This is a genomic window from Acinetobacter sp. SWAC5, from assembly GCF_003419885.1.
Taxonomy (GTDB): Bacteria; Pseudomonadota; Gammaproteobacteria; order Pseudomonadales; family Moraxellaceae; genus Acinetobacter; species Acinetobacter cumulans.
This window is the reverse complement of the sequence record NZ_QUWR01000004.1, coordinates 90,514-114,015: the sequence shown is the minus strand read 5'-3', so window position 1 is coordinate 114,015 and position 23,502 is coordinate 90,514. Positions and strand designations below refer to the sequence as shown.

At 41.9% G+C, this 23,502-nt stretch carries 21 protein-coding genes; 12 read left to right on the top strand and 9 right to left on the bottom strand.

Translation table 11 applies throughout. The features are described from left to right. Window positions 1-8 precede the first annotated feature (8 nt). From DYI81_RS04385 to asd, 3 genes are all read right to left on the bottom strand, one after another. Window positions 9-1,253, bottom strand: coding sequence for a fimbrial protein FimV (locus DYI81_RS04385; RefSeq protein ID WP_117006823.1), 1,245 nt, complete (start codon window positions 1,251-1,253; stop codon window positions 9-11). A 70-nt stretch (window positions 1,254-1,323) separates the two neighbouring features. Then, a complete protein-coding gene (locus DYI81_RS04380) occupies window positions 1,324-2,811 on the bottom strand; it encodes a hypothetical protein (protein ID WP_117006822.1) in 1,488 nt (495 codons plus the stop codon). 150 nt (window positions 2,812-2,961) lie between these two features. After that, window positions 2,962-4,080 carry an aspartate-semialdehyde dehydrogenase gene (asd, locus tag DYI81_RS04375; protein ID WP_117006821.1) on the bottom strand — a complete coding sequence of 373 codons (1,119 nt, stop codon included), beginning with the start codon at window positions 4,078-4,080 and terminating at the stop codon, window positions 2,962-2,964. 185 nt (window positions 4,081-4,265) lie between these two features. Here asd and DYI81_RS04370 point away from each other — a divergent pair, with 185 nt between their 5' ends. Both DYI81_RS04370 and DYI81_RS04365 read left to right on the top strand, forming a co-directional pair. Further along, window positions 4,266-5,378, top strand: coding sequence for an endonuclease/exonuclease/phosphatase family protein (locus DYI81_RS04370; protein WP_117006820.1), 1,113 nt, complete (start codon window positions 4,266-4,268; stop codon window positions 5,376-5,378). 483 nt (window positions 5,379-5,861) lie between these two features. After that, on the top strand, window positions 5,862-6,179 hold the full coding sequence (locus DYI81_RS04365; protein ID WP_106985390.1) for a hypothetical protein: 318 nt from the start codon (window positions 5,862-5,864) through the stop codon (window positions 6,177-6,179). A gap of 111 nt (window positions 6,180-6,290) precedes the next feature. Here DYI81_RS04365 and DYI81_RS04360 read toward each other — a convergent pair whose 3' ends face one another. From DYI81_RS04360 to DYI81_RS04340, 5 genes are all read right to left on the bottom strand, one after another. Beyond that, window positions 6,291-7,400, bottom strand: a complete 1,110-nt coding sequence (locus DYI81_RS04360; RefSeq protein WP_117006819.1) for a glycosyltransferase family 4 protein — start codon at window positions 7,398-7,400, stop codon at window positions 6,291-6,293. A 30-nt stretch (window positions 7,401-7,430) separates the two neighbouring features. Next, on the bottom strand, window positions 7,431-8,366 hold the full coding sequence (locus DYI81_RS04355) for a lauroyl acyltransferase (protein ID WP_117006818.1): 936 nt from the start codon (window positions 8,364-8,366) through the stop codon (window positions 7,431-7,433). 104 nt (window positions 8,367-8,470) lie between these two features. Beyond that, window positions 8,471-9,232: a 3-oxoacyl-ACP reductase gene (locus tag DYI81_RS04350; RefSeq protein WP_117006817.1), complete on the bottom strand. Its 762-nt coding sequence runs from the start codon at window positions 9,230-9,232 to the stop codon at window positions 8,471-8,473. A 107-nt stretch (window positions 9,233-9,339) separates the two neighbouring features. Beyond that, window positions 9,340-9,858: an FUSC family protein gene (locus tag DYI81_RS04345; protein ID WP_117006816.1), complete on the bottom strand. Its 519-nt coding sequence runs from the start codon at window positions 9,856-9,858 to the stop codon at window positions 9,340-9,342. 177 nt (window positions 9,859-10,035) lie between these two features. Further along, the gene (locus DYI81_RS04340; protein WP_106985395.1) at window positions 10,036-11,934 is read right to left on the bottom strand and encodes an ATP-binding cassette domain-containing protein; all 1,899 of its coding nucleotides are present in this window, start codon (window positions 11,932-11,934) and stop codon (window positions 10,036-10,038) included. A 34-nt stretch (window positions 11,935-11,968) separates the two neighbouring features. Here DYI81_RS04340 and DYI81_RS04335 point away from each other — a divergent pair, with 34 nt between their 5' ends. The 7 genes from DYI81_RS04335 (at window position 11,969) to DYI81_RS04305 (ending at window position 19,224) form a co-directional block, all read left to right on the top strand. Then, window positions 11,969-12,214: a SlyX family protein gene (locus DYI81_RS04335; RefSeq protein ID WP_106985396.1), complete on the top strand. Its 246-nt coding sequence runs from the start codon at window positions 11,969-11,971 to the stop codon at window positions 12,212-12,214. A 197-nt stretch (window positions 12,215-12,411) separates the two neighbouring features. Beyond that, entirely contained in the window at window positions 12,412-13,404 is a 993-nt protein-coding gene (locus DYI81_RS04330; protein WP_117006815.1) for a hypothetical protein, read from the top strand. A gap of 331 nt (window positions 13,405-13,735) precedes the next feature. Next, window positions 13,736-14,185 (top strand): hypothetical protein, encoded by a 450-nt coding sequence (locus tag DYI81_RS04325; RefSeq protein WP_106985398.1) that lies wholly within the window; start codon window positions 13,736-13,738, stop codon window positions 14,183-14,185. A 32-nt stretch (window positions 14,186-14,217) separates the two neighbouring features. Further along, window positions 14,218-16,860: a type I DNA topoisomerase gene (gene topA, locus DYI81_RS04320; protein WP_106985399.1), complete on the top strand. Its 2,643-nt coding sequence runs from the start codon at window positions 14,218-14,220 to the stop codon at window positions 16,858-16,860. Window positions 16,861-16,956: 96 nt separating this feature from the next. Beyond that, entirely contained in the window at window positions 16,957-17,757 is an 801-nt protein-coding gene (locus tag DYI81_RS04315; protein ID WP_117006814.1) for an NYN domain-containing protein, read from the top strand. A 3-nt stretch (window positions 17,758-17,760) separates the two neighbouring features. Beyond that, complete coding sequence (locus DYI81_RS04310; protein WP_117006813.1) at window positions 17,761-18,522, top strand: hypothetical protein; 762 nt, start codon at window positions 17,761-17,763, stop codon at window positions 18,520-18,522. Window positions 18,523-18,651: 129 nt separating this feature from the next. Beyond that, complete coding sequence (locus DYI81_RS04305) at window positions 18,652-19,224, top strand: HdeD family acid-resistance protein (RefSeq protein WP_117006812.1); 573 nt, start codon at window positions 18,652-18,654, stop codon at window positions 19,222-19,224. A gap of 56 nt (window positions 19,225-19,280) precedes the next feature. Here DYI81_RS04305 and DYI81_RS04300 read toward each other — a convergent pair whose 3' ends face one another. Beyond that, window positions 19,281-19,730: a carboxymuconolactone decarboxylase family protein gene (locus DYI81_RS04300; protein ID WP_117006811.1), complete on the bottom strand. Its 450-nt coding sequence runs from the start codon at window positions 19,728-19,730 to the stop codon at window positions 19,281-19,283. Window positions 19,731-19,811: 81 nt separating this feature from the next. Between DYI81_RS04300 and DYI81_RS04295 the strand changes: the two genes are divergently transcribed. From DYI81_RS04295 to DYI81_RS04285, 3 genes are all read left to right on the top strand, one after another. After that, window positions 19,812-20,942, top strand: coding sequence for a glycerate kinase (locus tag DYI81_RS04295; protein ID WP_117006810.1), 1,131 nt, complete (start codon window positions 19,812-19,814; stop codon window positions 20,940-20,942). Between the two features lie 18 nt (window positions 20,943-20,960). Then, complete coding sequence (locus DYI81_RS04290) at window positions 20,961-21,290, top strand: hypothetical protein (protein WP_117006809.1); 330 nt, start codon at window positions 20,961-20,963, stop codon at window positions 21,288-21,290. Window positions 21,291-21,464: 174 nt separating this feature from the next. Continuing rightward, complete coding sequence (locus DYI81_RS04285) at window positions 21,465-23,453, top strand: ATP-dependent helicase (RefSeq protein WP_117006808.1); 1,989 nt, start codon at window positions 21,465-21,467, stop codon at window positions 23,451-23,453. Window positions 23,454-23,502: the final 49 nt, after the last annotated feature.

Below are 23,502 nucleotides of genomic sequence, written 5' to 3'. Positions count from 1 at the left end.
GATTTCTATTAAGAAGCGATTTGATTGCGTAACAGTTTGACTTGCTCAATTTGTTCAGCAGTATATTCGCTTTCTTTTTCTTCTAAAATTTCACGTGCGGCATCAAATGCACCTAATTGGATGTATTGGGCTGCTAATTCTAGATTGAGCGTAATTTCATTGCTGTCCAAAAGTTCTGGAAATGACTGTACCAATGGATCATTTTGATCTGTACCTGATGCAGGTGTGCTCACTTGGCTAATGTCGAAGCTCACGCCTGTAGATGCTGGTGCAGTAGGTGCAAGCTCTGCTTCTGGCTGAGCACCAATTGAGCTTAAATCAAAGCTGAGTGGTTCTGCTTTTTGTGTTTCTGTAGCAGGTTCTTCTGTCGTAAACGAAAAGTCTAAAGGTGCTGGTTCAGCCGTCGGTTCTGGCTGTGCAACTTCAGGGCTTGTTTGCGGTGCAAAGTCTAAAGAGAAATCGAGTGGTTTGATTTCAGCTGCTGGTGCTGCTTCAGCAACTTTCGCTACAGGTGCAACTTCTGGTGCTGCAAAGTCAAGCGTTTGTGCTTCTTGAGGTTTTTCAGCAACCACTTCAGCAGGTTTAGCTGCTACAGAATCAAATGACAAGTTGAAGTCTAAAGGTTTGATTTCTTCTACAGCGGGTGTAGCCACAACTGGCGCTGGAGTCGCTTCTTTTTTTGGCTCAGGTGCAGTTGAAGGGCTACCCATTAAAGCATCAAAATCAGCAGTATTTTGTGCTTGTGGTTTTGCAGCACTTGCTGGTTCTGTAGGGCTTGTAAAGGCAATAGTATCTACAGTTTTATTTTGTGCTTTGTCGAAGTTTGCTTGTTTTGCTTCGGCTTGTGCAATGATGTCATCAAGTTCAAGTGAGTGAACATGACTAATTAATTGACTAATTGCAAATTCATCTTTTTGTAAAATATGAATGTCGAGCAAGTACAAATAAAGTTCGTGTTGGGTATTATCTTTTTTCAGTGCCTGATTAATTTGTGCTTCAGCTGAAAAGAAATTACCTTCATCAATTAAACTTTGAATTTTTTTACGCGTGTCATCGTTTAAAGCCGTCGTTGTCGGTTTTACTGCCGCTTCTACAGCTTGTGTACGATTTGGGGCAATTTTAGCGGATGAACTTGCTTTTTTTGCCTTAGCCTTTTGTGCATTCGCTTTATCTGATTCTTGTGCACTTTGACGTTTTTTTAAAAATACCAAAGCAATCACGACAATCACTAATGGAATCACATAAATCAGCATATTTTAACCCCTTGTGGATAGAGCTTTGGTTCAGTGAACTCATCCATTTAAAATCTTCATGTTGCAATTTTTAGTGTATTGGCTTCTTCGCAGCGCGTTGTGCTTTCAGTTTTTCTTCCAGCTGTGCTAAGCGAGTATTTAATAATTGAATTCTTTGATCCTTCTGATTTAGCGCCAATTCTAATTGCGTTACGTTTCTCTGTAATTTAACGGTTTTTTCACGCGATGTCATAATTTTTAATGACAACTTGTCCGAAGTTTGGTTTTTTTCTGTGTTTTTGTTGGCGCTTGTATGAGCAGAATCGCGCTCATTTTCTGAAATCAGGCTCATTTCAGCTTGATTCAGGCGATATTTAGCTTTACCTGATTGTGCAGATGGAATTTTTGCTAGCGCTGCTGCATTGACTTTCGGTTGTTCTTTACTTGGTGCAGTGCTGTTTAAATTTAGCGCTACACCACGGCGTAAGCGGTTAGAGTCACCCTGAATAAAGGCATGTTCATTGCTGGCTTTAATTTGCTTCATCACTTCGTCAATTGGACGGTTTTGCGCAGTCGCTAAACGAGATGCAATACCCCAAAGGGTTTCATTTGATTGCACCACATATTCTGCTTTGGCTGGTGGCGGTGTTTGCGCAGATACTGGGTTTTTGCTCACGGGTGCTACATTTGCTGGTGCTGGTGCTGGTGTAGCTGGAGCGGTTTTTTGCTCGGCTTTGGCTTCAGCAAACTGCTTAACTAATGGATCTTGAGACACCTGACCCATTGCTGGCTTTGCTGCCACGCTTGTTGCTGGCTGTTCAGCCGAATTGCTAGGTTTTGTTACAGCTGGTGCTGGTGATTGTGCAGGCGCTTGCGCTGATGCAACCGTCTGCTTTTGTACTGGTGAAATTGGTGTGGCTGGGGCTACAGGTTTTACCATGGGCGCAGGAACTGCATAGGCTTGAGCCACTGGTGTAACTGAAGCTAAAGTTGGTGTACTGCTGTTATTTAAACTTGGTGGTGTAGCGCGGCTAATGCTTAGTGGTGCTTCATTTTTCTGGATTGAATTGGGTGTTTTTGCTGTATAGGCCGTACTGACGGGTAAATTCAGACCAATTTCATTTGCATTACGAATAATCAATGGAGCCAATGGTCGTTCATTTCGACTGAGATTGGCGAGAGAGGGATTTTGTCCCGCACTGCGTTTTAATGGTGTTTTAATGTGTTGCAGGCGAATGGCATTGCCTTCGGTCACTTTAACCACAATGTTGAGTTCTGCATCAGTCATTGGGCGTGATGAAGTAATGGTAATGACACCGTTGCCAGCGCTGTCTCGACGAGTAAAAAAGTTTAAATGGCCTGGAGGTTGATGGCCTACACCCATACGCATTAAGTCTTCAGCATTGGCGAGGCTGGCTTGCAAAGGCTGATTTGAATCGGATTGACGAAAGTTGATTTCGGCATATAACAGCTCCCCAGGCGCAGATTGAATTTGAATCGGATCAATCGTAATGGCATGCAAAGGCTGTGATGCAAGTATAGCTAAAATGGCGATTTTTAATTTGTTATAGACAGTCATCTTAATTTTTAGCTCAATTCAAATTGCGCGGTGTTTAAAGTGAATAGATTAACGGGATGTTTAAGAATTGTAAAACATTAACAAGATTAGTACAGAAAAAAAGCCGATCAAATGTGACCGGCTTTTTCAGCTTAAAAACAACAATGTTGATTAAGCATTTTTATAATCGATTAAGATGCGAAGCATACGACGTAAAGGCTCAGCAGCACCCCAAAGTAATTGGTCACCAACAGTGAATGCACCTAGATATTCTTTACCCATATTGAGCTTACGTAAACGACCAACAGGAACAGACAATGTACCTGTTACAGCTACAGGTGTTAGATCAGTCATTGAAGCTTCACGTGTATTTGGTACAACTTTCGCCCATGGGTTGGCGTTACGTAACATGTCTTCAATTTCATCAAGCGGTACGTCTTTTTTCAATTTCAAGGTTAATGCTTGAGAGTGACAACGCATTGCGCCAATACGAACACAGTGACCATCAATAGGAACAATTTGTTGATTGCCTAAGATCTTGTTGGTTTCAACTTGACCTTTCCATTCTTCCTTCGATTGACCGCTTTCAAGTTGCTTGTCGATATAAGGAATTAATGAACCTGCTAAAGGCACACCAAAGTTTGCAGATGGGAAACCTTCGCCACGTTGTAATTGTGCAATTTTAGAGTCGATGTCTAAAATTGGTGAACGTGGGTCATCTAACAAATCTTTAGTATTGTTATACAAGTAGCCCATACCAGTGATCAGCTCACGCATATTTTGCGCGCCAGCACCAGAAGCGGCTTGATAAGTCATTGACGTTGCCCATTCCACAAGATTATTTTGGAATAGACCGCCTAAACCCATAAGCATTAATGAAACGGTACAGTTACCGCCCACAAATGTTTTTGTACCGTTCACTAAACCGTCTTTAATGACGTTTAAGTTTACTGGATCAAGTACGATAATTGCTTCATCATCCATACGAAGGGTAGATGCGGCATCAATCCAATAGCCTGCCCAGTTTTCAGCTTTTAGCTTAGGAAAAACGTCAGTCGTATAGTCGCCACCTTGGCAAGTAATAATGACATCCATTTGCTTCAGACTATTAATGTCTGTTGCATCCATAAGTGCTGGGGCGGTCTTACCGCCAAATACAGGGGCTTCACCACCTGCATTACTGGTAGAGAAGTAGAACGGCTCAAAATGAGCAAAATCATTCTCTTCAACCATACGTTGCATAAGGACAGAACCAACCATCCCGCGCCAACCGACCAGACCTACTTTCATGTCACTTTGCCTCGGTGCGTTAAAAAATTAAAAGGGGTTTGAGTGTACCAAAAGGGTGCTCAACTGCAATAGCTGCATAATCAAAACAGCAATTATATTGTGCAATATATCTTGTTTATGTTACATGCAAAATTGATATTAATTTATAAATGAATAAAAAAATTAGAATATAAGGAGTGCAGTAGATGTTTTGGATAGAGGGTCTGGCCCTAATTGTGATTTGGCTTAGCTTTTGGTCCTTGATTCCACGTGATGAATGGTGGTTTCGTGGTGCAGATTTTCCACGTTTACAACTTCTAGCATTAGGTGCAATTGCATGGCTTTTACTAATGTTTTGGCCTGCACCTTGGGCGCTGAGTCGTAGCGTAATTTTATTACTGCTAATGGCAGCAATAGCATATCAGCTCAAAATGGTGCTACCATATACTTTCTTGTGGAAAAAACAAGTCAAGCAAGTGACGGAGGCGGAGCTCAATCCCGAACAGCAAATTTCGATTTTGGTTTCAAATGTGCTGACACCGAATACTCAATATCACTTATTGCTTGAGCAAGTACAGAAATATCACCCCGATTTATTGCTGACCTTAGAAACTGATCAAACTTGGCAAAATGCTTTATCGTCCATTGAGGCAGACTATCCGTATCGGGTGCCTGTCCCACTGGATAATTTATATGGCATGCATTTATATAGTCGTCTGCCTTTGCGCGACACTGAAGTTAAATTCATTTTGAGTGATGAAATTCCATCCATTCATACCACCGTGCAATTACGGTCAGGCAATTTAGTGAAACTGTATTGCTTGCATCCCAAACCACCGAGCCCAACCGAAGCCAAAGACTCCACGTTGCGAGATGCAGAGTTGCTAATTGTGGGTGATCAAATTAAAGATTTAGATGAAAGCTGTATTGTGATGGGAGACTTAAACGATGTAGCGTGGTCGCGAACAACACGGTTATTTCAGCGTATTAGTGGGTTGCTTGACCCGCGTGTTGGTCGTAAATATATCAATACCTTTCACGCGGATTATAAATTTTTACGCTGGTCTTTAGATCATATTTTTCATAGTACTGATTTTGCCTTGGTCCACATGGAACGCGTAACACATGTGGGTTCAGATCATTTTCCTGTATATGTCGTCCTTCAGACGGGCCGGGCGTTCGAACATGTGCAAGAGTCTTTGACACAAACCGATGATGACGAAGCGGAAGCACAAGAAGCGATTCAGGAGGGGATTGAAAAAGCAGAGCGTGAGGAAAAGCCTGTGACGGATGAAATTGCACAGGACTATAAGCCATAAAACACGATTTGGGCGGTTTAAGATGCAGTTCAAAAACAGCTACAGTCGACGGATATTTTACTGGCGCTATACACGATGTAGGAAATGGCTTACAAGTCTTTAGGACTCTGACGAATGGTCAGTTTAAACGTATTGACATATTCTAATTTCATCGGCAAAAGGAATCGGGAATGGATCATCCCAGCTATGGAAGACAACGCCGATTGGATCAAGTCATCATGGATATGATGCAGGAAAGGAACGCCACTGAAAAAAAACAATAATAAAACTTGTGAAAGCACAACCTCATCAGCCCGAGTTATGCAGGATGCAAAACTCGGGCTTTGCTTTATGTACAATATTATCGGCATTCACATGCTTTGTGCTTTAAACATCCCATTTTTATCGATCCAGAATAGATCGATAGTCTGTATTTCTTATGTCATCTCTGCGGCTTAAAATAAGCTCGAAAAAAAGTACGACACAAAAATAAGAGTATGGAGTATGGCAATGCAGAGCCTGAGCACAGGGTTGATATCTTTTCAGCAGTGGGCACATTTATCGACCGATGCAGGTCATATTTATTTAGGGTTGGTTATTTTCTTTGTGATTGCACTGTGTCATCAGCGGCAACTGAAATCACATTATGCCATTTGGGCTGTGCTCGGACTGGCTTTGGCCTTGGAACTCTTTGGGGCACGGCACGATATTTTAGAACGTGGCTACTGGCGTGTCACTGAAAGTGTACGGAATATACTCCACATGAGCCTGATGCCCTTATTAATTTGGCTGAGTGCGTATTATCGCGTTTGGCGTGGGTAGATTTTTGGGTAGTTGAAACAAGGTTGCTTTTTTAACGAAGACCCTATTTGAAAGCCATCAGACCATCAAAAGCAGACAACTATGTGTCGGCTTTTGATGATTATGAGCTTGTTAGTTTGAAGCCTGAACAACTTGTTTGTACAGCGCTAAAGTTTGATCACACATTTCTTTTAAGCTAAAGCTTGTGACTTCTGCGACCTGTTGTGGCGTGTCAATGTGTTGTTGAATGGCGTGTATTAATGCCACTTGATCATCTACATTAATCAGACCTTGTGGGTATAAACGGCTTAAAATTTCTGCAACACCGCCACGCTTCCAGCCAATAACGGGCGTACCTAAAGACAGGGCTTCAAGTGCGGTGCGACCAAAAGTTTCGGCTTGATTTGATAAAGATAAAACCACATTACTTAATGCCAGCCATTCACGAATATCAGAGCGATGACCCACAAAAGTGATGTGCTCGGTGAGTCCTTTCGTGGCAATGGTGTTTTGCATTTCTTCTAAATAGGCTGCCTTTTTAGGATCTGCACCACCGACAACCACGGCATGTAACTGTGGATATTGGCTATGCAGTTGTTGCATCAAATCAATTAGGGTTTCATGTCCTTTGAGTCGGGTAATCCGACCTGGTAAGCAAATTACAAATTTATTTTCCAATTGTGGAAAATCTTTATAGGTGTTGATCATCCACTGGGCTGAGGGTTGGTAGCCATGTGGGAAGGCCACAGGATCAATACCGCGGAAAATTCTGACAATATCTTGGGGGGGACAGTTTTTATAATTGTCCTGAATGTACTGCACCACGCTGTCCGATACCGCAATGACTTTTTCGGCTTGCGTCATAATTTGGCTATAGCGATTAATCGAGTAAAAGCCATGCACTGTACTAATCAGGTGCGGACGCTTATGTGCAGGAATACCTTTGAGCGCAAAATGTGTCAGCCATGCAGGCACACGTGAGCGTACATGTAGAATGTCTGGTTGTTCTGCTTCAATGAGCTGACGTAATGGACGAATTTGCCACAGGCTAGAGAGCGCTTTTTTATGAATTGCCAAAGTGCAATGTTTAGAGCCTTCCGTTTCTAATTGGTTGACTAAACGCCCACCATGCGACACCACCAAAGATTCATGACCGTCTGCAACCAAGGCACGCGCGATTTCTAAGGTGCCGCGTTCTACGCCACCGCTGTTTAATTCGGGTAAGAGCTGCATGACTTTCATGAATATTCTCTACTGATCAAGGTAAGTGTTTTAGTAAATTTCGTCGTAGCCTTCTGGGCGACTTTTAAAGCGACGGTGAAACCACATATATTGAGTGGGCGCAATACGAAGCTGATTTTCAATAATTTTATTCACCCGAATCGCATCTTCGACTTCATCTTCACTCGGTAGATTGTCTACAATCGGCTCAAGTAAAACATGATAGCGCGGATCTTTAATATCACCTGTGCGGTAAAAATACAGTGGAATAGCCACTGATTTTGAAATTTTAAGCAAGCGACGGTGCGCCGTAACCGTGGCAGCAGGAACGCCAAAGAATGGCGCCATCACGCCTTGTTTGAGTCCAAAATCTTGGTCTGGACTATACCAAATGGCATGGCCATTTTTTAAATTGCGAATTAAGCCACGCATATCGTCATGGTCAATTTGGTTGGCGTATATGGTGCTACGGCAACGGTAAATCAGCATGTCGAGCAGGGGGTTGTTCTGCGGGCGATAGACCACATCGGGTTCAAAATATTGTGCGCATAAATAACCACCTGCATCAAGCAAAGTAGAATGCGTACCTAATAGTAATACGCCTTTGCCTTCGGCATGAGCCTGTTGCAGATGCTCTAGACCTTCAATGCTCACCCGATTTTTAAACCACTGCGGGCTATACCATGCATTGAGGGTTTCAAATATGCCAATCATTTGATCGACAAAAACTTGACGAGCATTATGCTGAACTTCTTCTGCAGACCATTCTGGAAAGCAAACTTCTAAATTACGTAGCGTGGTTTTACGACGCGACTTCAAATGCTTAAATGCTGTGTTGCCCAAGATTTTGGCCAAACGGTGCTGAATGGCCCAAGGCAAAATGGCCAAGATCATCAGGAATACAATGCCAATCCAAATTCCCCAATATTGGGGCAATAAAAAGGACCACTGAAATTCACCGGGTTGGTAATCTGGCTGTTGGCTCATAAAAAAGAAGGGTATGCAGGTTAAATATAGGATTCAGTTTAGCATGAAGCTGAATTGAAAGAGAAAGTTCAACCTGCACACAAGGTTGAAAATAGCCACTTGCTTTAACCTTTGACTAAGCCACCATCAACAATGAGGTTTTGACCTGTCACAGCACGTGAATAAGGTGATAAGAACATGAGAATCGCAGCGGCAAATTCGTCGGGTGTGGTTACACGACGTAGCGGGGTAGAAGATGCAATTAAGTCAAAAACAAAATCTGGCGTTGCTTTGCTGGCATCGGTGCTTTGCAGTAAACCACCTGACAGCATATTGACGTTAATGCCATATTGGCCCAAATCTTGCGCTGCTGTACGGGTAAAAGCCAATAATGCAGCTTTGGCGGTGGTGTAGTCATGATAAGGCACGACAGGATTTTGGACTAAATTGGTTCCAATATTCACAATGCGGCCAAAGCCTGCTTGTTTCATATCGGCAAGGGCTGCTTGTGTGGTATAGAGTGCAGCCAATACAGCGCCGTCAAATTGGCGCGTCATGCCTTCTGCAGTGAGGTCTTCTAGCTTTGGGCGTGCATCACCGTTAAATTCAAAATGTACCAAAGCATTGTTGACTACGGCATGAATGGCTGTCCCAAAGTGTGCTTTAGCTTGCGCAAATAAACGTTCCACTTCGGCTTTGCTGGTCACATCGGCTTGCACTGCAAATACTTGCTTTGGGTGCTGTGCCATCAATTGCGCCGCTGTGTGTTGGCTTGAATGATAGTTCACCACCACTTTTGCGCCTTCTGCAATCAGTGCTTGTGTAATGGCTAAACCGAGTCCACGTGCACCACCAGTCACTAAGACAATTTGATCACGAATGTGCATATTTCCATCCTTTTTCAGCATTCTGCATTGCACCATAGCAAGCTTTGGGATGAAAACCAAAGTTGATTGAAGTCAGAATCACCAATCAGGTTCTTTTCAATATGTATTTAACTAAGATGTGATGTTTTGCTCAAAATCGCTAAGGAAATTTTTTCAATTAAAAAAGCGACGAGACAGCCAATTAAGCAGTAGACAATTCTTAATAATGCGCCATCAATTGTGTGATGACCAACGTCGTACACGGTGACAATCAAAAAGCTCGATAATGCAATGCCGGTAAATTGGCTGGCCTTACAACTTACGCAAATAATGGTGGTGAGGGTAATGCCGATCACCAAAAACAAGTATTCCAAATTAATATAATAGAGGTGTAAAAAACTGGCTTTGGACATGGCAATCCAAATGATAATTCCGACCACTGAGCCAATAAAATTGCCCGTGACTTGGTTAAAGTTAATTTTTTGTTTTAAGTCATATTGCAGGGTGAAAAATGCAGTTAATGAGCCCCATAAAAAGAAATTGGTGTCTTTGTCTTTATCAAAAATTAATGCCAGTAAAACCATGATAATGGCACAAGATAAAATTTTGACCACATACACGGTATTGGCAAAGTCTTTTGAATGCATACGGGTCCTAGGCTGGGCTAAATCGGTGGATTGGTTGAGGTTAAAGTGAATGCGAAATGTCCATCATCTTAATGCAATCTTCAGGCTTATTTTGAAGCAAAATGTGCTGTTAGAAGATCGCTTTTTCAGTTCACAAAAAAACGCCACGTGAAGTGGCGTTTTTTTGTGTGCGTAGAATTACTTGGTCATATTTTCCAATTCTTCTAAGCGCTCCATTTTTTCTAACATCAGATCATCAATTTCAGCCAAACGCTGTGAAGCTTGAGTCGCTGCATCTGCATCTTTCATAAACCAAGAGCCATCTGCAAGCTTTTCAGAAAGCTGTGCTTGCTCCTGTTCTAAGGCTTCAATTTCGGCAGGGAGTTGATCCAGCGCACGTTGGTCTTTATAACTCAACTTCACTTTTTTTGCAGGAGCAGTGGCTGCAGCTTCCGCTTTTGCAACGGCTTTTTTTACCGCACTTTTTTGATCAACGACTGTTTGATCTGGGCGTTGCTCTAAATAATCTTGATAACCACCCACATATTCATCAATGGTGCCTTTACCATCAAATACCCATGTAGAGGTCACAACGTTGTCCATAAATGCACGGTCATGCGAAATCAACAATAAAGTGCCTTTGTAGTTGCCGAGCATTTCTTCAAGCAGTTCTAAGGTCACCATATCTAAGTCGTTGGTTGGTTCATCCATCACAATGAGGTTAGATGGTTTAAGTAAGAGCTTAGCCAATAAGATACGGTTACGTTCACCGCCAGACAGTGCTTTTACTGGCGTACGCGCACGTTCTGGAGAGAACAAGAAGTCTTGTAAGTAGCTGTAAATATGACGACGGCTACCATTTACATCGACATGATCAGAACCTTCAGATACGTTATCTTTTACTGATTTTTCAAGATCAAGTGCATTACGTAGCTGGTCAAAGTATGCCACTTCAAGTTGCGTACCTGTTTTTACTACGCCAGTGTGTTCTTGTTCACCTAAAATGGCTTTAATCAGTGTTGTTTTACCCACACCGTTGTCGCCTACTAAGCCAATACGATCGCCACGCAATACCAACGCTGAGAAGTCTTTGATAATTGGTGCATTGTCTCCAAAGCGTACGCTTAGATTATCAATTTCAAATACCACTTTGCCTGAGCGACTCGCTTCTTGCGTCGCCATCGTCACTTTACCTTGTTGCGAACGACGTGCTTTTGATTGCTCGCGAAGTTCTTTTAAAGCGCGAACACGGCCTTCATTACGCGTACGACGCGCTTTAATGCCTTGGCGAATCCACACTTCTTCTTCGGCTAGGCGTTTGTCAAACAGTGCATTTTGCTTTTCTTCAGCTTCCATTTGCTGTGCTTTGAGGTCGAGGTAACGTGAATAGTTACCTTCATAGCTACGCAAAATACCGCGGTCTAATTCAACAATACGTGTAGCTAGACTGTCGACAAATGCACGGTCATGCGAAATAAACAATAAAGTTAAATTGTTTTGATCGAGTAAGAACTTTTCTAACCATTCAATGCTTTCAACATCCAAATGGTTGGTTGGTTCGTCGAGTAATAACACGTCAGGTTGTGTTAATAGCGCACGTGCCAAGAGCACACGACGTTTACGACCACCAGATAAGTCTGAAAGGTCTGCTTCTGGGTCTAGGCCCATTTTGCTTAAAATGGCATTCACTTTAGTTTCAAGTGACCAGCCATCATGTAAATCCATTTGATGTTGCAATTCACCCATGCGTTCGCAAGCATCCATATCACCCAGTACACATGATTCGCTGGCTTCATGGTAGGCTTTTAAAATTGCGGCTGCTTCACCCGCACCTTCGGCAACGATATCTGCAACTTTACCTGATGACATGGGTACATCTTGCGTCAACATCGAAATGGTGATGCCGTTTTGTAGCGCAATTTCACCATGATCGGGCAATAAACTTCCCTCAATCAGTTTAAGTAAAGTAGACTTACCTTCACCATTACGGCCAATCAAACACACTCGTTCGCCGCGTTCTAAGTTAAAATTCGCGCCGTCGAGCAAGGCAGGTCCACCAAACGCTAGTTGGACATCCCTTAAAGTAATATAGGCCATAATGTTTCCTGAAAATCTCAAATGAGGACTTAAAATGACTAAACAACAGAATTTGGATAATCAGGCGTCATTTTCCGCACCCATTGAAGATTTGCAAGTCCGAATTGCATTTTTAGACGATTTAGTTGAACAACTGAATGATCAAGTCGCACTTCAATCGGTGGAAATAGCTAATTTAAAGAAGCAGATGCAGCTACTTTACCAGCGCGTTGAGTCTGCAGATTTATCTGAAGGAATTGCAGCCTTCGATCCAATGACCAATCGCCCACCACACTATTAATGGCCAGATACATACTGGATAAATGCAAATAAATATCATAGATGCGCGTTTTTCAATGGAATACGCTTCTGTGTGTTTGACATTGCATTTGCTAAATTCATGATGATTTACAATTCCTGAATAAGATCGCTTGACCTTTGCGGTATGTACCGCTGTAATGCGCATCTGAATAAAATTCCTGCACGATTTTTCTGATTATGAGTTCCAAAGCCGTATTGCTTGATTTAGAAAATAATATGCCAACGGCCAGTCTGTTGCGCGAAATTATTGAACATTATCCTGTTTTATATCTATTGAATTGCAAAGGATATTTTGAATATTCGCTTGAGGATTTAACCGAATTTTCAAGCTGGGTCAGCAGTGGGAAGATTATTATTCTAGACACGCCAAGTGCGGCGCAAAAAGAATTTGAATATGCTGTTGTGGTTGGGCAATTAATGGCTTTATTGGAGTCAGACAGTCATGTCGAAATTATCTCGGCGATGGACAGTAGCGAAATGCTATTAGATATGCTGAGTAATGCCGATATTTCATGTAGCTTAATTCAGATTCAAGAAGAAGTAGTTGAGGACAACAGTCAACAGCATCATTTGCCGAGTGTAAGCACCATTAAGGCGAAACCACATTTGCAATTGGTGAAAAAATATTGCGATGCTTTAGGTAAAATGACAGGTAAGCCAAATACGGTTGAAGCACTGAGAAATTCAGTTGAAAACATCTTGCAAGTTTTGCCAGAAAAAGCACAGCATTTGGTGGGAATGTTGATTAACCTGAAAATTGTAAAGCGCTATGATGAGCAGGTGAATTTCCGTAAAAAGATACTCAAACAGTGGCTAAAACTGGATTTAGAGCAAACGGAATCGGTTGCACCTGTGACCAATTTAAGTGACGCTATGGCCCAGCTAAATAAACCTACAGGCGAAGAACAATCAGTAGGGGATTCTGATATACAAGTACTGGATTTATATCGAAACTTTGCGCAAGTTGACCCCGTACAGTTGGAAGTCATTAAAAAACTTAACCTGTTAAATGCGCAAAAACCCAAAGATATTTATGCGCTACGTGATGTGCTGAGTGAAATGTTCCCGCAATCTGATATTCGTTTATTACTCAAAGAATTATTGGATAAAGGTTATATTTATTGGAATGGTCATGAAGTCATTTATAGTCATGAAATGTTTTTAAATTAATGCGCATGTCGATCCAAGGCGGTTTTAAAAAATCGCCTTTTTCATGCCTACGATTTCGCTGGTTGTTAGAGATGCCCAATAAATCATCGTTGTTTTACGTGATTGTCACAGAACGCGAATAAAAGCTTGTTTTAACATAGGCCAGTTTTTAGAGTACAGGCCTTTTTAGACGACACGCTGTGTGAAGAAAAGGTGAAATGGCACAAAAGCCGTGCAAATCAAAGGATTCATTTTATCGAAAATGAACAAATAAGCTGAGCATTAATTATTTTGATCTTGCCTTTTATATTGTGCTTGTGCAACTCTAATAAAGGAACGTAAAGGTTGTGCTATGGAAAATACTGGAATTTGGATTACAGTCTTCATTGTTGTGTTTGTGTTAGGGTCTATTTTTGGACTTCGGGTCAATCCTCGTGAAAAGGCTTTGGGCATTATGCGTGATAAGGCGCGAAAAATGTCTTTGCACCCGCGTTTGGTGGCCGCACCAGAGTGGACAAAAATCCCAATGGCGTCTGAGAAACGTGCCAGTATGGTGGCGTACTACAGTGTTTTAATTCCAGATGCCCGCTTGCCCTTAATGCGTGCGCGTGTGGTCGATCAAAAACTAGAATTGGTGTATGGCGACGACAAGTTTAAGGATTTACCCGTTGCATTAAAGGGCATTTATGCTATTGATATGCAGGCGAACTGTGTGGGTATATTCTGGGATGAAGAATCAGACCTCAGAGCAACACAGCTTGAAGATATGAAAGCATATTTACATTCTTTGGCTGAACTTTAATTATTTAAATAAAACAGGATTAATGGTTAATTATGGCGAACGCTCCTCGGTCCACATCAAAAAGCAGCACAGCGCAATCTCCCGAAGCTGGTAAGAAGCGTGCCTTGGTGATTGTGGAGTCGCCTGCAAAAGCGAAAACAATCAATAAATATTTAGGTTCGGATTACATTGTTAAATCATCTGTGGGTCACGTACGTGACTTACCAACAGGTGGCTCAGCAAAAACTGCAGAAAAAAAACCTGCAACTCGTACCAAATTAACCGATGAACAGAAGGCTGAAAAAGCTCAAAATGCTTTGGTTAATCGTATGGGGGTTGACCCAGAACATGATTGGAAAGCGCATTATGAAGTGCTTCCTGGTAAAGAAAATGTCGTTTCAGAACTGAAAAAGCTTGCTTCGCAGGTTGACGAGGTATATCTCGCAACGGACTTGGACCGTGAAGGGGAAGCGATTGCTTGGCATTTAAAAGAAGTGATTGGTGGTGACGATTCACGTTATCAGCGTGTGGTGTTTAACGAGATCACCAAAAATGCCATTCAAGAAGCCTTTAAAAATCCATCGCGCTTAGATACCAACAAAGTGAATGCACAGCAAGCACGTCGTTTCTTAGACCGTGTTGTTGGCTTTATGATTTCGCCATTGCTGTGGGAAAAAATTGCCCGTGGTTTATCGGCAGGTCGAGTACAGTCTGTTGCGGTTAAGCTGGTGGTCGAGCGTGAACGAGATATTCGTGCGTTTATTCCAGAGGAATACTGGCAAGTCTTTGCAGATACCAAATCTGCAAAAGATGACATTCGCTTAGAAGCCGTAAAGCAAAATGGCAAAACACTTAAACTTCAGAACAAAGCGCAAACTGATGCGTTATTAAATCTGATAAAAGATGCCAACTATACCGTTTCAGCACGTGAAGATAAGCCAACCAAGGTCAATCCAAGCGCGCCGTATATCACTTCAACATTACAACAAGCAGCCAGCACGCGTTTAGGTTTCTCTGTGAAGAAAACTATGATGCTGGCACAGCGTTTGTATGAAGCAGGTTTTATTACCTATATGCGTACAGACTCAACATTCTTGAGTGATGATGCGGTAAATATGGTTCGTGGCCATATTGAGTCTGAGTTTGGTGAGAAGTATTTACCAGCCAAGCCAAATCGTTATGGCAACAAAGCCGGTGCACAAGAGGCCCATGAAGCGATTCGTCCTTCAACTGTGGGCTTAAAAGGCGATAGCTTAGTGGGTGTAGAGCGTGATGCTCAACGCTTATATGACCTCATTTGGCGTCAGTTTGTAGCGTGCCAAATGACGCCAGCAGAATATTTATCTTCGACTATTTTAGTGGATGCCAATGGCGTAGAACTTAAAGCCAAAGGTCGTACCTTAGTGTTTGATGGTTTTACCAAAGTACGTGGGCAAAACAAATCTGATGATGATGTACTGTTGCCTGCGGTGAAAGTCGGTGAAGTGCTCAAACTTGAAAAGTTAGATCCATCACAGCACTTTACTAAGCCACCAGCACGCTTTACTGAAGCATCATTGGTCAAAGAGTTAGAGAAAAAAGGCATTGGCCGCCCATCGACTTATGCCGCTATTATTTCAACCATTCAAGACCGTGGTTATGTGAAGCTTGAAAACCGTCGTCTCTTTGCAGAGAAGATGGGTGAGATTGTGACAGACCGCTTGGATGAAAGTTTTAATAACCTAATGAACTATGACTTTACCGCAGACTTAGAAGGTCAGCTGGATAAAGTTGCAGATGGCGAGCGTAATTGGAAAGAGCTACTGAATAGCTTTTATGGTGATTTCAAAACACGTTTAACCAATGCGCAAGGTGAAGGCGGTATGCGCCGTAATTTACCTGTAGAAGTGGCAGCTGTTCACTGTAAAGAATGTGAACGTCCAATGCAGATTCGTACGGGTACGACGGGCGTTTTCTTAGGGTGTTCAGGCTATAACTTGCCACCTAAAGAGCGTTGTAAAGGCACATTAAACTTAACACCTGTTGAGTCCTTAGCGGCATTATCTGATGATGATGCAGCAGAAACAGCGGACTTAATGTCGAAAAAACGCTGTCCGATCTGTGAAACAGCGATGGACAGCTACGTGATTGACGGCGGTCGTAAATTACATATTTGTGGTAATAACCCAGACTGTAATGGTTTTGAGCTTGAAGAAGGTGAGTTTAAAATTAAGGGTTATGATGGTCCAACCATTCCATGTGACAAATGTGATGGCGAGATGCAGCTGAAAACTGGTCGCTTTGGCCCGTATTTCGCGTGCACAAGTTGTGATAACACGCGTAAAGTACTGAAGAATGGTCAAGCTGCACCACCGCGTGTTGATCCAATCAAGATGGAACATCTCCGTTCAGTAAAACACGACGATTTCTTTGTTCTTCGTGATGGTGCTGCAGGTTTATTCTTGGCTGCTAGCAAGTTCCCGAAAATTCGTGAAACACGTGCGCCAAAAGTAGCCGAGCTACGCAGTGTTGCAGAACAACTGGATCCAAAATATCAGTTTATTTTACAAGCACCAGATGTAGACCCTGAAGGTAATCCAACCTTGGTGAAATTTAGCCGTAAGAACCAAGCACAATATGTAGGTTCTGAAACGCCTGAAGGGAAACAAACCAAGTGGTCATTGGTTTACCAAGATGGAAAATGGATTGAAGCGTAAATTTTAAGTTGTAAAAAATGCTGGCGATTGCCGGCATTTTTTATGGCATTATAAATAAAAGCAACATTTGAAAAAAATAATTTTTTGTGGGGAAAGATGGAATTACAAACTAAAAAATTTGCAGTTTTGATCGATGCTGATAATTCATCTATACAGGCTATACCTTCAGTACTTGAAGAAGTCGCAAAATACGGAATAGCTAGTGTTAAGCGAGTATATGGTGATTGGAGTAGTGAAACATTAAAAAACTGGAGAGATGTTTTACTTCCTCATGCAATTACGCCTGTACAGCAATTTGCCTACACAAAAGGTAAAGATGCTACGGATATGATTTTAATTATTGATGCGATGGATTTATTGTATGCAGGCGCATTAGATGGTTTTTGCATTGTTTCAAGTGATAGTGATTTTACGCCATTAGCATCCCGTATTCGTGAAAACGGGTTGGCTGTGTTTGGTTTTGGAAAGAAAGTGACGCCTGAGGCATTTAAGAAAGCATGTGATAAATTTATTTATATAGAGAATTTAATTGTTGATAATGAAGGAAAAAATAGTGAGGAAGAAGAAACTGCTGTAACAGATAAACAAGTGGTAGAAACACTACGGACAAATGGACAAAAAGCAATAACGCTTCAAAAAGAAGTACAATTGCCCGAGGGAATGGATAGAGCAACATTAAATTTAATTTATAAAGCAGTGAAAGATAATGCAGATGAAAATGGTTGGGCAAAACTAGGAATGGTTGGCTTATATATAAGTGCTGTAAAGCCAGATTTTGATTCTCGTAATTATGGTCGTGCCAAACTTTCAGGTTTAATAAAAACATTAAATCTTTTTGAAACGAAAATTGAAATGAGTCAAATGTATCTTAGAAAAAGAAAAAAACAGGGCACTTGAAGAATGTGGAAAAACATTCGTGTTTTATGTCTGTTGATAGTTTTAATCATTGTAGCAGTCAACGCGTATAGAGATAAAAATCAGGATTGGAACAAGCCTGTATTTATTTTACTGCATCCAATTAATGCCGATGGTCTAGCGACCACCCAGACCTATATCCAACATCTTTCGGAGCGAGATTTAGATGGCGCACAGCAATATTTACAAAACTATGCGCAGCAATTTCGTGGGCAACCGACCTATTTTTACTTCCGTTTAGGGCGTGAGCTGAAACAGTTGCCTCCCAAAGTACCCGATCAGGCCAATATTTTAGATGTCATGTTATGGAGCTTAAAGTTCCGTTTTTATGCATGGAACAATCAGCAAAAAAGTGATGGTCCTGCCAGCTTAACGCTGTATCTAAATTATTATGATCCGCGCCAAACGCGAGAGTTAAAGCATTCAACAGCACTTGAAAATGGACGCATCGGATCAGTGAATTTATTCGCATCCAAAAAGCAAAGTGCGCAAAATAAAATTGTCTTGGTACATGAGCTTTTACATGCCTTTGGCGCAACCGATAAGTATGATTTAGCAACGGGGCAACCGATTTTTCCGCAGGGTTATGCGTATCCAGAACAGTTACCGCGCTATCCACAGGCTAAGGCTGAACTCATGGCTGGGCATATTCCAGTTTCAGCGACGCAAAGTAAAATGCCAGAGCATTTAGCGCAAACATTGATCAATACACAAACAGCACAAGAAGTCGGTTGGCTCAAACCTTAACTATGGATAACTCAAATTTTATCCACAGTCCTAAGTATGATTTGATGGAAAACTGTGTATAACTTTTGGACTTTTGCTTAAGCACAGAACGTGTTACAACTCAATAAAGCCATCTGACTTGAGAAGAATATGAGAACAGTAGGAAATGATTTAGTTCGACATCAATTACATGAAAATCGTAAATGGTATTTAGGCTTGGGTATTTTACTGACCATTTTTGGCGTTGTCTTATTAGCCGCTTTGCCTTTTGCGACACTGTCTGTGGTGTTTATTTTTGGTGTGCTCATGATGATTGGTGGCCTGTTGCATTTTGTGGCCGCATTTAAAATTTTTGAAGGTGGGTTTCGCTGGCTTTGGGCGTTGTTTGGTCTTTTGTATTTGGTTGCTGGGTATTATGCCTTTAGTACGCCAGTCAAAACGGCCATTATCTTGACCAATATTCTGGCGATTATCTTAATTGTTGCAGGTGTGATTCGTGTCTTGAGTGCGCTTGTATTCCGCGCGATACAAGGCTGGGGTTGGACTTTATTTTCAGGTTTACTGACTTTAATTACTGGCGTGATTATCTTCATGTCGCCTGATGCGCCATTTTGGGTGTTGGGGTTATTTTTAGCTGTAGATATTTTATTCCAAGGAATTAACTATCTGACTTTGGCTTCATATATTCGCCGTGAATTGCCAAAGAGCTCGGCAGATCAATAAGCTTAGAAGTAATGAGATGTAAAAAAGAGCGCTAAGGCGCTCTTTTTAGTTTGCAATTAAGGCTTCACGCTGTAGCGACTGCTAATCACAATTCGGTTCCATGCATTAATGACAATCGCTAGCCATTCAATGGCACTAATTTGTGCATCCGTTAAAAAGGGTAAAGCATCTTCATAAATCGCATCGGGCACTTGGTCTACGGCAATAAGCGTGATGGCTTCCATTAAAGCTAAAGCTGCTCGTTCTGCTTGGTCATAGTATTCAGTTTCACGCCAAGCATTCAAAAGCGCAATTCGCTCTGCGCTTTCACCTGTTTTGAGGGCATCTTGAGCATGCATCCGAATGCAAAATGCACATTGATTAATTTGTGAGGCACGGAGTTTAAGCAAATGTGCAAAGCCTTCATTCAACTGTGCTTCTTGGACTTTTTGCATGGCCAAAGCATCTAGTTCGGCAACTTTTTTATACAGTTCAGTTGCAGACTGACCCAAGTTAATTCGAGACATTTCGAACCTTTTTGATATTTAGATATACCCATTATTTTAAAACCGTTATGGTTTAGGACAAGGTTTATTTTGAGCATTGAGATGACCACTTTTGTTCTTGCTCCCGATTCATTTAAAGAAAGTCTGAGTGCGCAGCAAGCCTGTAACGCAATGCGACGTGCCATTTTAAATGTTATTCCACATGCAGATGTTATTGCCGTTCCAATGGCCGATGGTGGTGAGGGCACTGTGGATGCATTACTCAGTGTTTGCTATGGGCAAACACATGCAATCACAGTTAGAGGGCCTTTGCCTAATCAACGTATTCATACCTATTTTGGTCTTATTGATGGGGGGAAAACCGCAGTTATTGAAATGGCAAAAGCCAATGGTATTCATCTTGTGACAGTTAGGGCCCGAAATCCGTCACTGACTTCGACCTATGGCACGGGAGAAATGATCAGGGCAGCATTAGATTTAGGCGTAAATAAAATTATTATTGGCTTAGGCGGAAGCATAACCAATGATGGCGGTGCTGGTATGGCACAGGCACTCGGGGTTCAATTTTTAAATGATCAAGCTACAGAAATTGAGGTCTGTGGCGGAAATCTACATCAAGTCGTACAGGTCGATGTGACCCAACTCGATCCTCGTTTAGCACAGACCGAAATCATTATTGCCAGTGATGTCAATAACCCGTTGTGTGGTGTAAATGGCGCATCCTATATCTTTGCGCCACAAAAAGGCGCAACACAGCAGATGGTACAACAGTTAGACCAGAACCTTAGCCACTATGCTGATGTGGTTGAAGCGACACTGGGTTGTACTTTACGCAATGTTCAAGGTGCAGGCGCCGCAGGTGGACTCGGTTTTGGTCTGATGGCTTTTGCAGGCGCATCCATTCAATCAGGCATAGCGCTGATGATTGAGCAGACGAAGCTGGCGCAAAAAATTGCGCAGGCGGATTATGTGCTGACAGCTGAAGGTAAAATTGATCATCAAACCAAATTGGGTAAAACACCGTATGGCGTGGCGCAGGTGGCGAAGCAGTTCAATAAGCCTGTAATTGCTTTTGCTGGTGTGGTGGGTGAGAGTATAGCTGAACTTTATGATTTAGGATTTACGCAGATTGTTGGGATTAATCCACCAAATTGTGCCTTGGAAGATGCATTCAAAAATGCGGAAATGAACTTGCAAAAAGCGTGTGAAAATATAGCTAAATTACTGAAATAATGTTTATTGAGATCAACGATGAAAAAAATAATCTTTTTAGTGTCGATGTTGGGGCTGCAGAGTTTTGGCTTTGCTCATGCGGATGCCACTCATGAAGTGAAAGACAGATTAAAACAAGGAAATAAAACGTCTTTTCGATTTAATGATAATTCAATTCAAACAGCTGCATATCTCATTCAGCATGAAAAAGGGATTAAGGTTGTGATTGATCAAAGCGTGGATAAAAAAAGGAGTTTTCCCATCAATTTAAGAGATCAAAATTTTTTAACTTATCTTGATGTGACTACTCAGCGATTGGGTCTGAGCTATGAAGTGCTAGACAATAAAACCATCAGAGTGTATCGATAATATTTTATGCTTATTTTTAAAATACGTATAAACTAATTGGCTGATACAAAATGAAATTCAGCCACTTTTGTACCGCTACTGAGCCTTTCTTGTGATCTCAGCTTAGCTTTGTTCATCAAGTTTTCTGCATACAGCTCTGCTAAACTATAGGCCTAACCCGTATGATGAGACACCATGAGTTTAGCCAACCTGATTAATGAATTAAACCCGCAACAAAAACAAGCCGCAACAACAGAAGCACAGCATAGCTTGGTTTTGGCAGGGGCAGGTTGTGGTAAAACCAAAACCATCGTGGCGCGTGCAGCTTATTTAATTGATCAAGGTGTACCAGCCAATCAAATTCAAATTTTAACTTTTACCCGTCGTGCGGCCAGTGAAATTGTGGCACGTGTTGAACTGGCCTTGGGCGATCAAGCACTGGGCTTGCGAGCATCGACATTTCATACTTTTTGTATGTACTTGCTACGCCGTATTCCAAAAGCTTTTGGTTTAGAGCAGTTTTCCATTATTGATCGTGATGATCAAAATATGATGTTTCGCTTGATTCGTGGGCGCGACGATAAAAAAAATCCTAACTTTTTACCTAAGCCTGCTGAGCTTTGCGATCTATATTCTTATGCACGCAATACCCGTCAAAAACTGAGTGAAGCACTAGAAAAACAAATGCCCGAATATTTGGCGCTCAAAGACCAGATTGCGGACATTATGAAAGAGTACGAAGCCCGCAAACGTGCCCGTGCATTTTTAGATTATGATGATATTTTAGCCATTGTGGCGAAGGCTTTGGCGGAGTCTGATGGTTTAGTGGATTATGTGGCGTCGATTTGTCGTTATATGTTGGTCGATGAAATGCAGGACACCAATCCCTTGCAATGGGCTTTATTAGAGCCATTGAAGGATCGTGTAAGTTTATTTTGCGTGGGTGACGATGCGCAGTCCATTTACGGCTTTCGCGGTGCAGACTTTGAAAACATTCATCATTTTAAAGAGCGAGTGCCAAATGCTGAAATCTTTAAACTGGAAAAAAACTACCGCTCGACTCAAGAAATTTTAGACCTCTCTAATTGGTTATTAGATGAATCTGAAATTAAATATGACAAACGTTTAGATGCGCATCGTGGGGAAGGCATTAAGCCGAAAATGCATATTTTCCCAAATGAATTTGATGAAGCCAAATGGATTGCGATTGATATTAAAGAGCGCCATTATTTACAAGGCAACAAATGGTCAGATCACATGGTGCTGGTACGTTCGAGCTTTGCCGCCCGTAGTATTGAAGCAGCCTGCATTGCTGCCAACGTGCCTTATCGCTTTATTGGTGGCATGAAACTGCTTGAAACAGCGCATGTAAAAGATCTGATGAGCCTGCTTCGCCTCATGTCTAATCCACTTGATGACATTGCTTGGATGCGCTTTTTAACCTTGTGGAATGGTGTGGGGGATGTAGGCGCGAGTAAGCTTTCACAGCAATTGCTACTTGAACACGACATTGATGGTATTGCAAAGCAATTAGAGAAGTTTGGTAAAGTGCCTGCAGAAGCGATATTGATCATGAAGCAAATGTCGGTGCTCAAAGATCAGGTTAAAGCGTGTGTGAGCTTGGCCATTCAAGCGATTGAAACGCAGTTGGCGGAGAACTATAAAAAGGATTGGCCACGTCGCCAAGGTGATTTTGAGTTGGTCAAACAACTGGCGTCTAAGCACGATCAATTGGCAGAGTTTTTAGAAGCTTATGTGCTTGATCCGGTATCTATTTCTGAAATTGAACGCCAATCCGATACCGATGTCGTGACTTTAATTACTATTCATTCTGCCAAAGGGACAGAGCAGAAAGTCTGCTATGTGGCCAATGTTAGCCCAGGACAGTATCCAAACTCACGGGCAGCAGGCGATTTTGATGCCGTAGAGGAAGAGCGCCGTGTACTGTATGTGGCTTTAACTCGTGCGCAAAATGAATTGATTTTAACCAAGCAAAACTTAAATCATTGGGCGCGTGAAACCGTTGATGAGCAAGGACGCAAAGTTCAAAGCTACTTTTTTAATGATATGACGCGTCAATTATGTACGATGGAAACACATTATAAGCAACGTGAACAAACAGTAAAAACTGCTTTAATTGAGCGTAAGTCGATTAATTTAGATTTTGGCATCGATCTCGATTAAAATAGTGCATTGACGTGATTGAGCACGCAAGTTCAAAAAGCAACCATAG

Excerpts from the sequence above, each read along its gene's own strand:
- DYI81_RS04330 (WP_117006815.1), top strand. The coding sequence starts at position 12,412 with ATGAGTTCCAAAGCCGTATTGCTTGATTTAGAAAATAATATGCCAACG.
- DYI81_RS04360 (WP_117006819.1), bottom strand. The coding sequence starts at position 7,400 with ATGAAAGTCATGCAGCTCTTACCCGAATTAAACAGCGGTGGCGTAGAA.
- topA (WP_106985399.1), top strand. The coding sequence starts at position 14,218 with ATGGCGAACGCTCCTCGGTCCACATCAAAAAGCAGCACAGCGCAATCT.
- DYI81_RS04340 (WP_106985395.1), bottom strand. The coding sequence starts at position 11,934 with ATGGCCTATATTACTTTAAGGGATGTCCAACTAGCGTTTGGTGGACCT.
- DYI81_RS04295 (WP_117006810.1), top strand. The coding sequence starts at position 19,812 with ATGACCACTTTTGTTCTTGCTCCCGATTCATTTAAAGAAAGTCTGAGT.
- DYI81_RS04370 (WP_117006820.1), top strand. The coding sequence starts at position 4,266 with ATGTTTTGGATAGAGGGTCTGGCCCTAATTGTGATTTGGCTTAGCTTT.
- DYI81_RS04355 (WP_117006818.1), bottom strand. The coding sequence starts at position 8,366 with ATGAGCCAACAGCCAGATTACCAACCCGGTGAATTTCAGTGGTCCTTT.
- DYI81_RS04335 (WP_106985396.1), top strand. The coding sequence starts at position 11,969 with ATGACTAAACAACAGAATTTGGATAATCAGGCGTCATTTTCCGCACCC.
- DYI81_RS04345 (WP_117006816.1), bottom strand. The coding sequence starts at position 9,858 with ATGCATTCAAAAGACTTTGCCAATACCGTGTATGTGGTCAAAATTTTA.
- DYI81_RS04365 (WP_106985390.1), top strand. The coding sequence starts at position 5,862 with ATGGCAATGCAGAGCCTGAGCACAGGGTTGATATCTTTTCAGCAGTGG.
- DYI81_RS04350 (WP_117006817.1), bottom strand. The coding sequence starts at position 9,232 with ATGCACATTCGTGATCAAATTGTCTTAGTGACTGGTGGTGCACGTGGA.
- DYI81_RS04315 (WP_117006814.1), top strand. The coding sequence starts at position 16,957 with ATGGAATTACAAACTAAAAAATTTGCAGTTTTGATCGATGCTGATAAT.
- DYI81_RS04380 (WP_117006822.1), bottom strand. The coding sequence starts at position 2,811 with ATGACTGTCTATAACAAATTAAAAATCGCCATTTTAGCTATACTTGCA.
- DYI81_RS04310 (WP_117006813.1), top strand. The coding sequence starts at position 17,761 with ATGTGGAAAAACATTCGTGTTTTATGTCTGTTGATAGTTTTAATCATT.
- DYI81_RS04290 (WP_117006809.1), top strand. The coding sequence starts at position 20,961 with ATGAAAAAAATAATCTTTTTAGTGTCGATGTTGGGGCTGCAGAGTTTT.
- DYI81_RS04305 (WP_117006812.1), top strand. The coding sequence starts at position 18,652 with ATGAGAACAGTAGGAAATGATTTAGTTCGACATCAATTACATGAAAAT.
- DYI81_RS04385 (WP_117006823.1), bottom strand. The coding sequence starts at position 1,253 with ATGCTGATTTATGTGATTCCATTAGTGATTGTCGTGATTGCTTTGGTA.
- DYI81_RS04285 (WP_117006808.1), top strand. The coding sequence starts at position 21,465 with ATGAGTTTAGCCAACCTGATTAATGAATTAAACCCGCAACAAAAACAA.
- DYI81_RS04300 (WP_117006811.1), bottom strand. The coding sequence starts at position 19,730 with ATGTCTCGAATTAACTTGGGTCAGTCTGCAACTGAACTGTATAAAAAA.
- DYI81_RS04325 (WP_106985398.1), top strand. The coding sequence starts at position 13,736 with ATGGAAAATACTGGAATTTGGATTACAGTCTTCATTGTTGTGTTTGTG.
- asd (WP_117006821.1), bottom strand. The coding sequence starts at position 4,080 with ATGAAAGTAGGTCTGGTCGGTTGGCGCGGGATGGTTGGTTCTGTCCTT.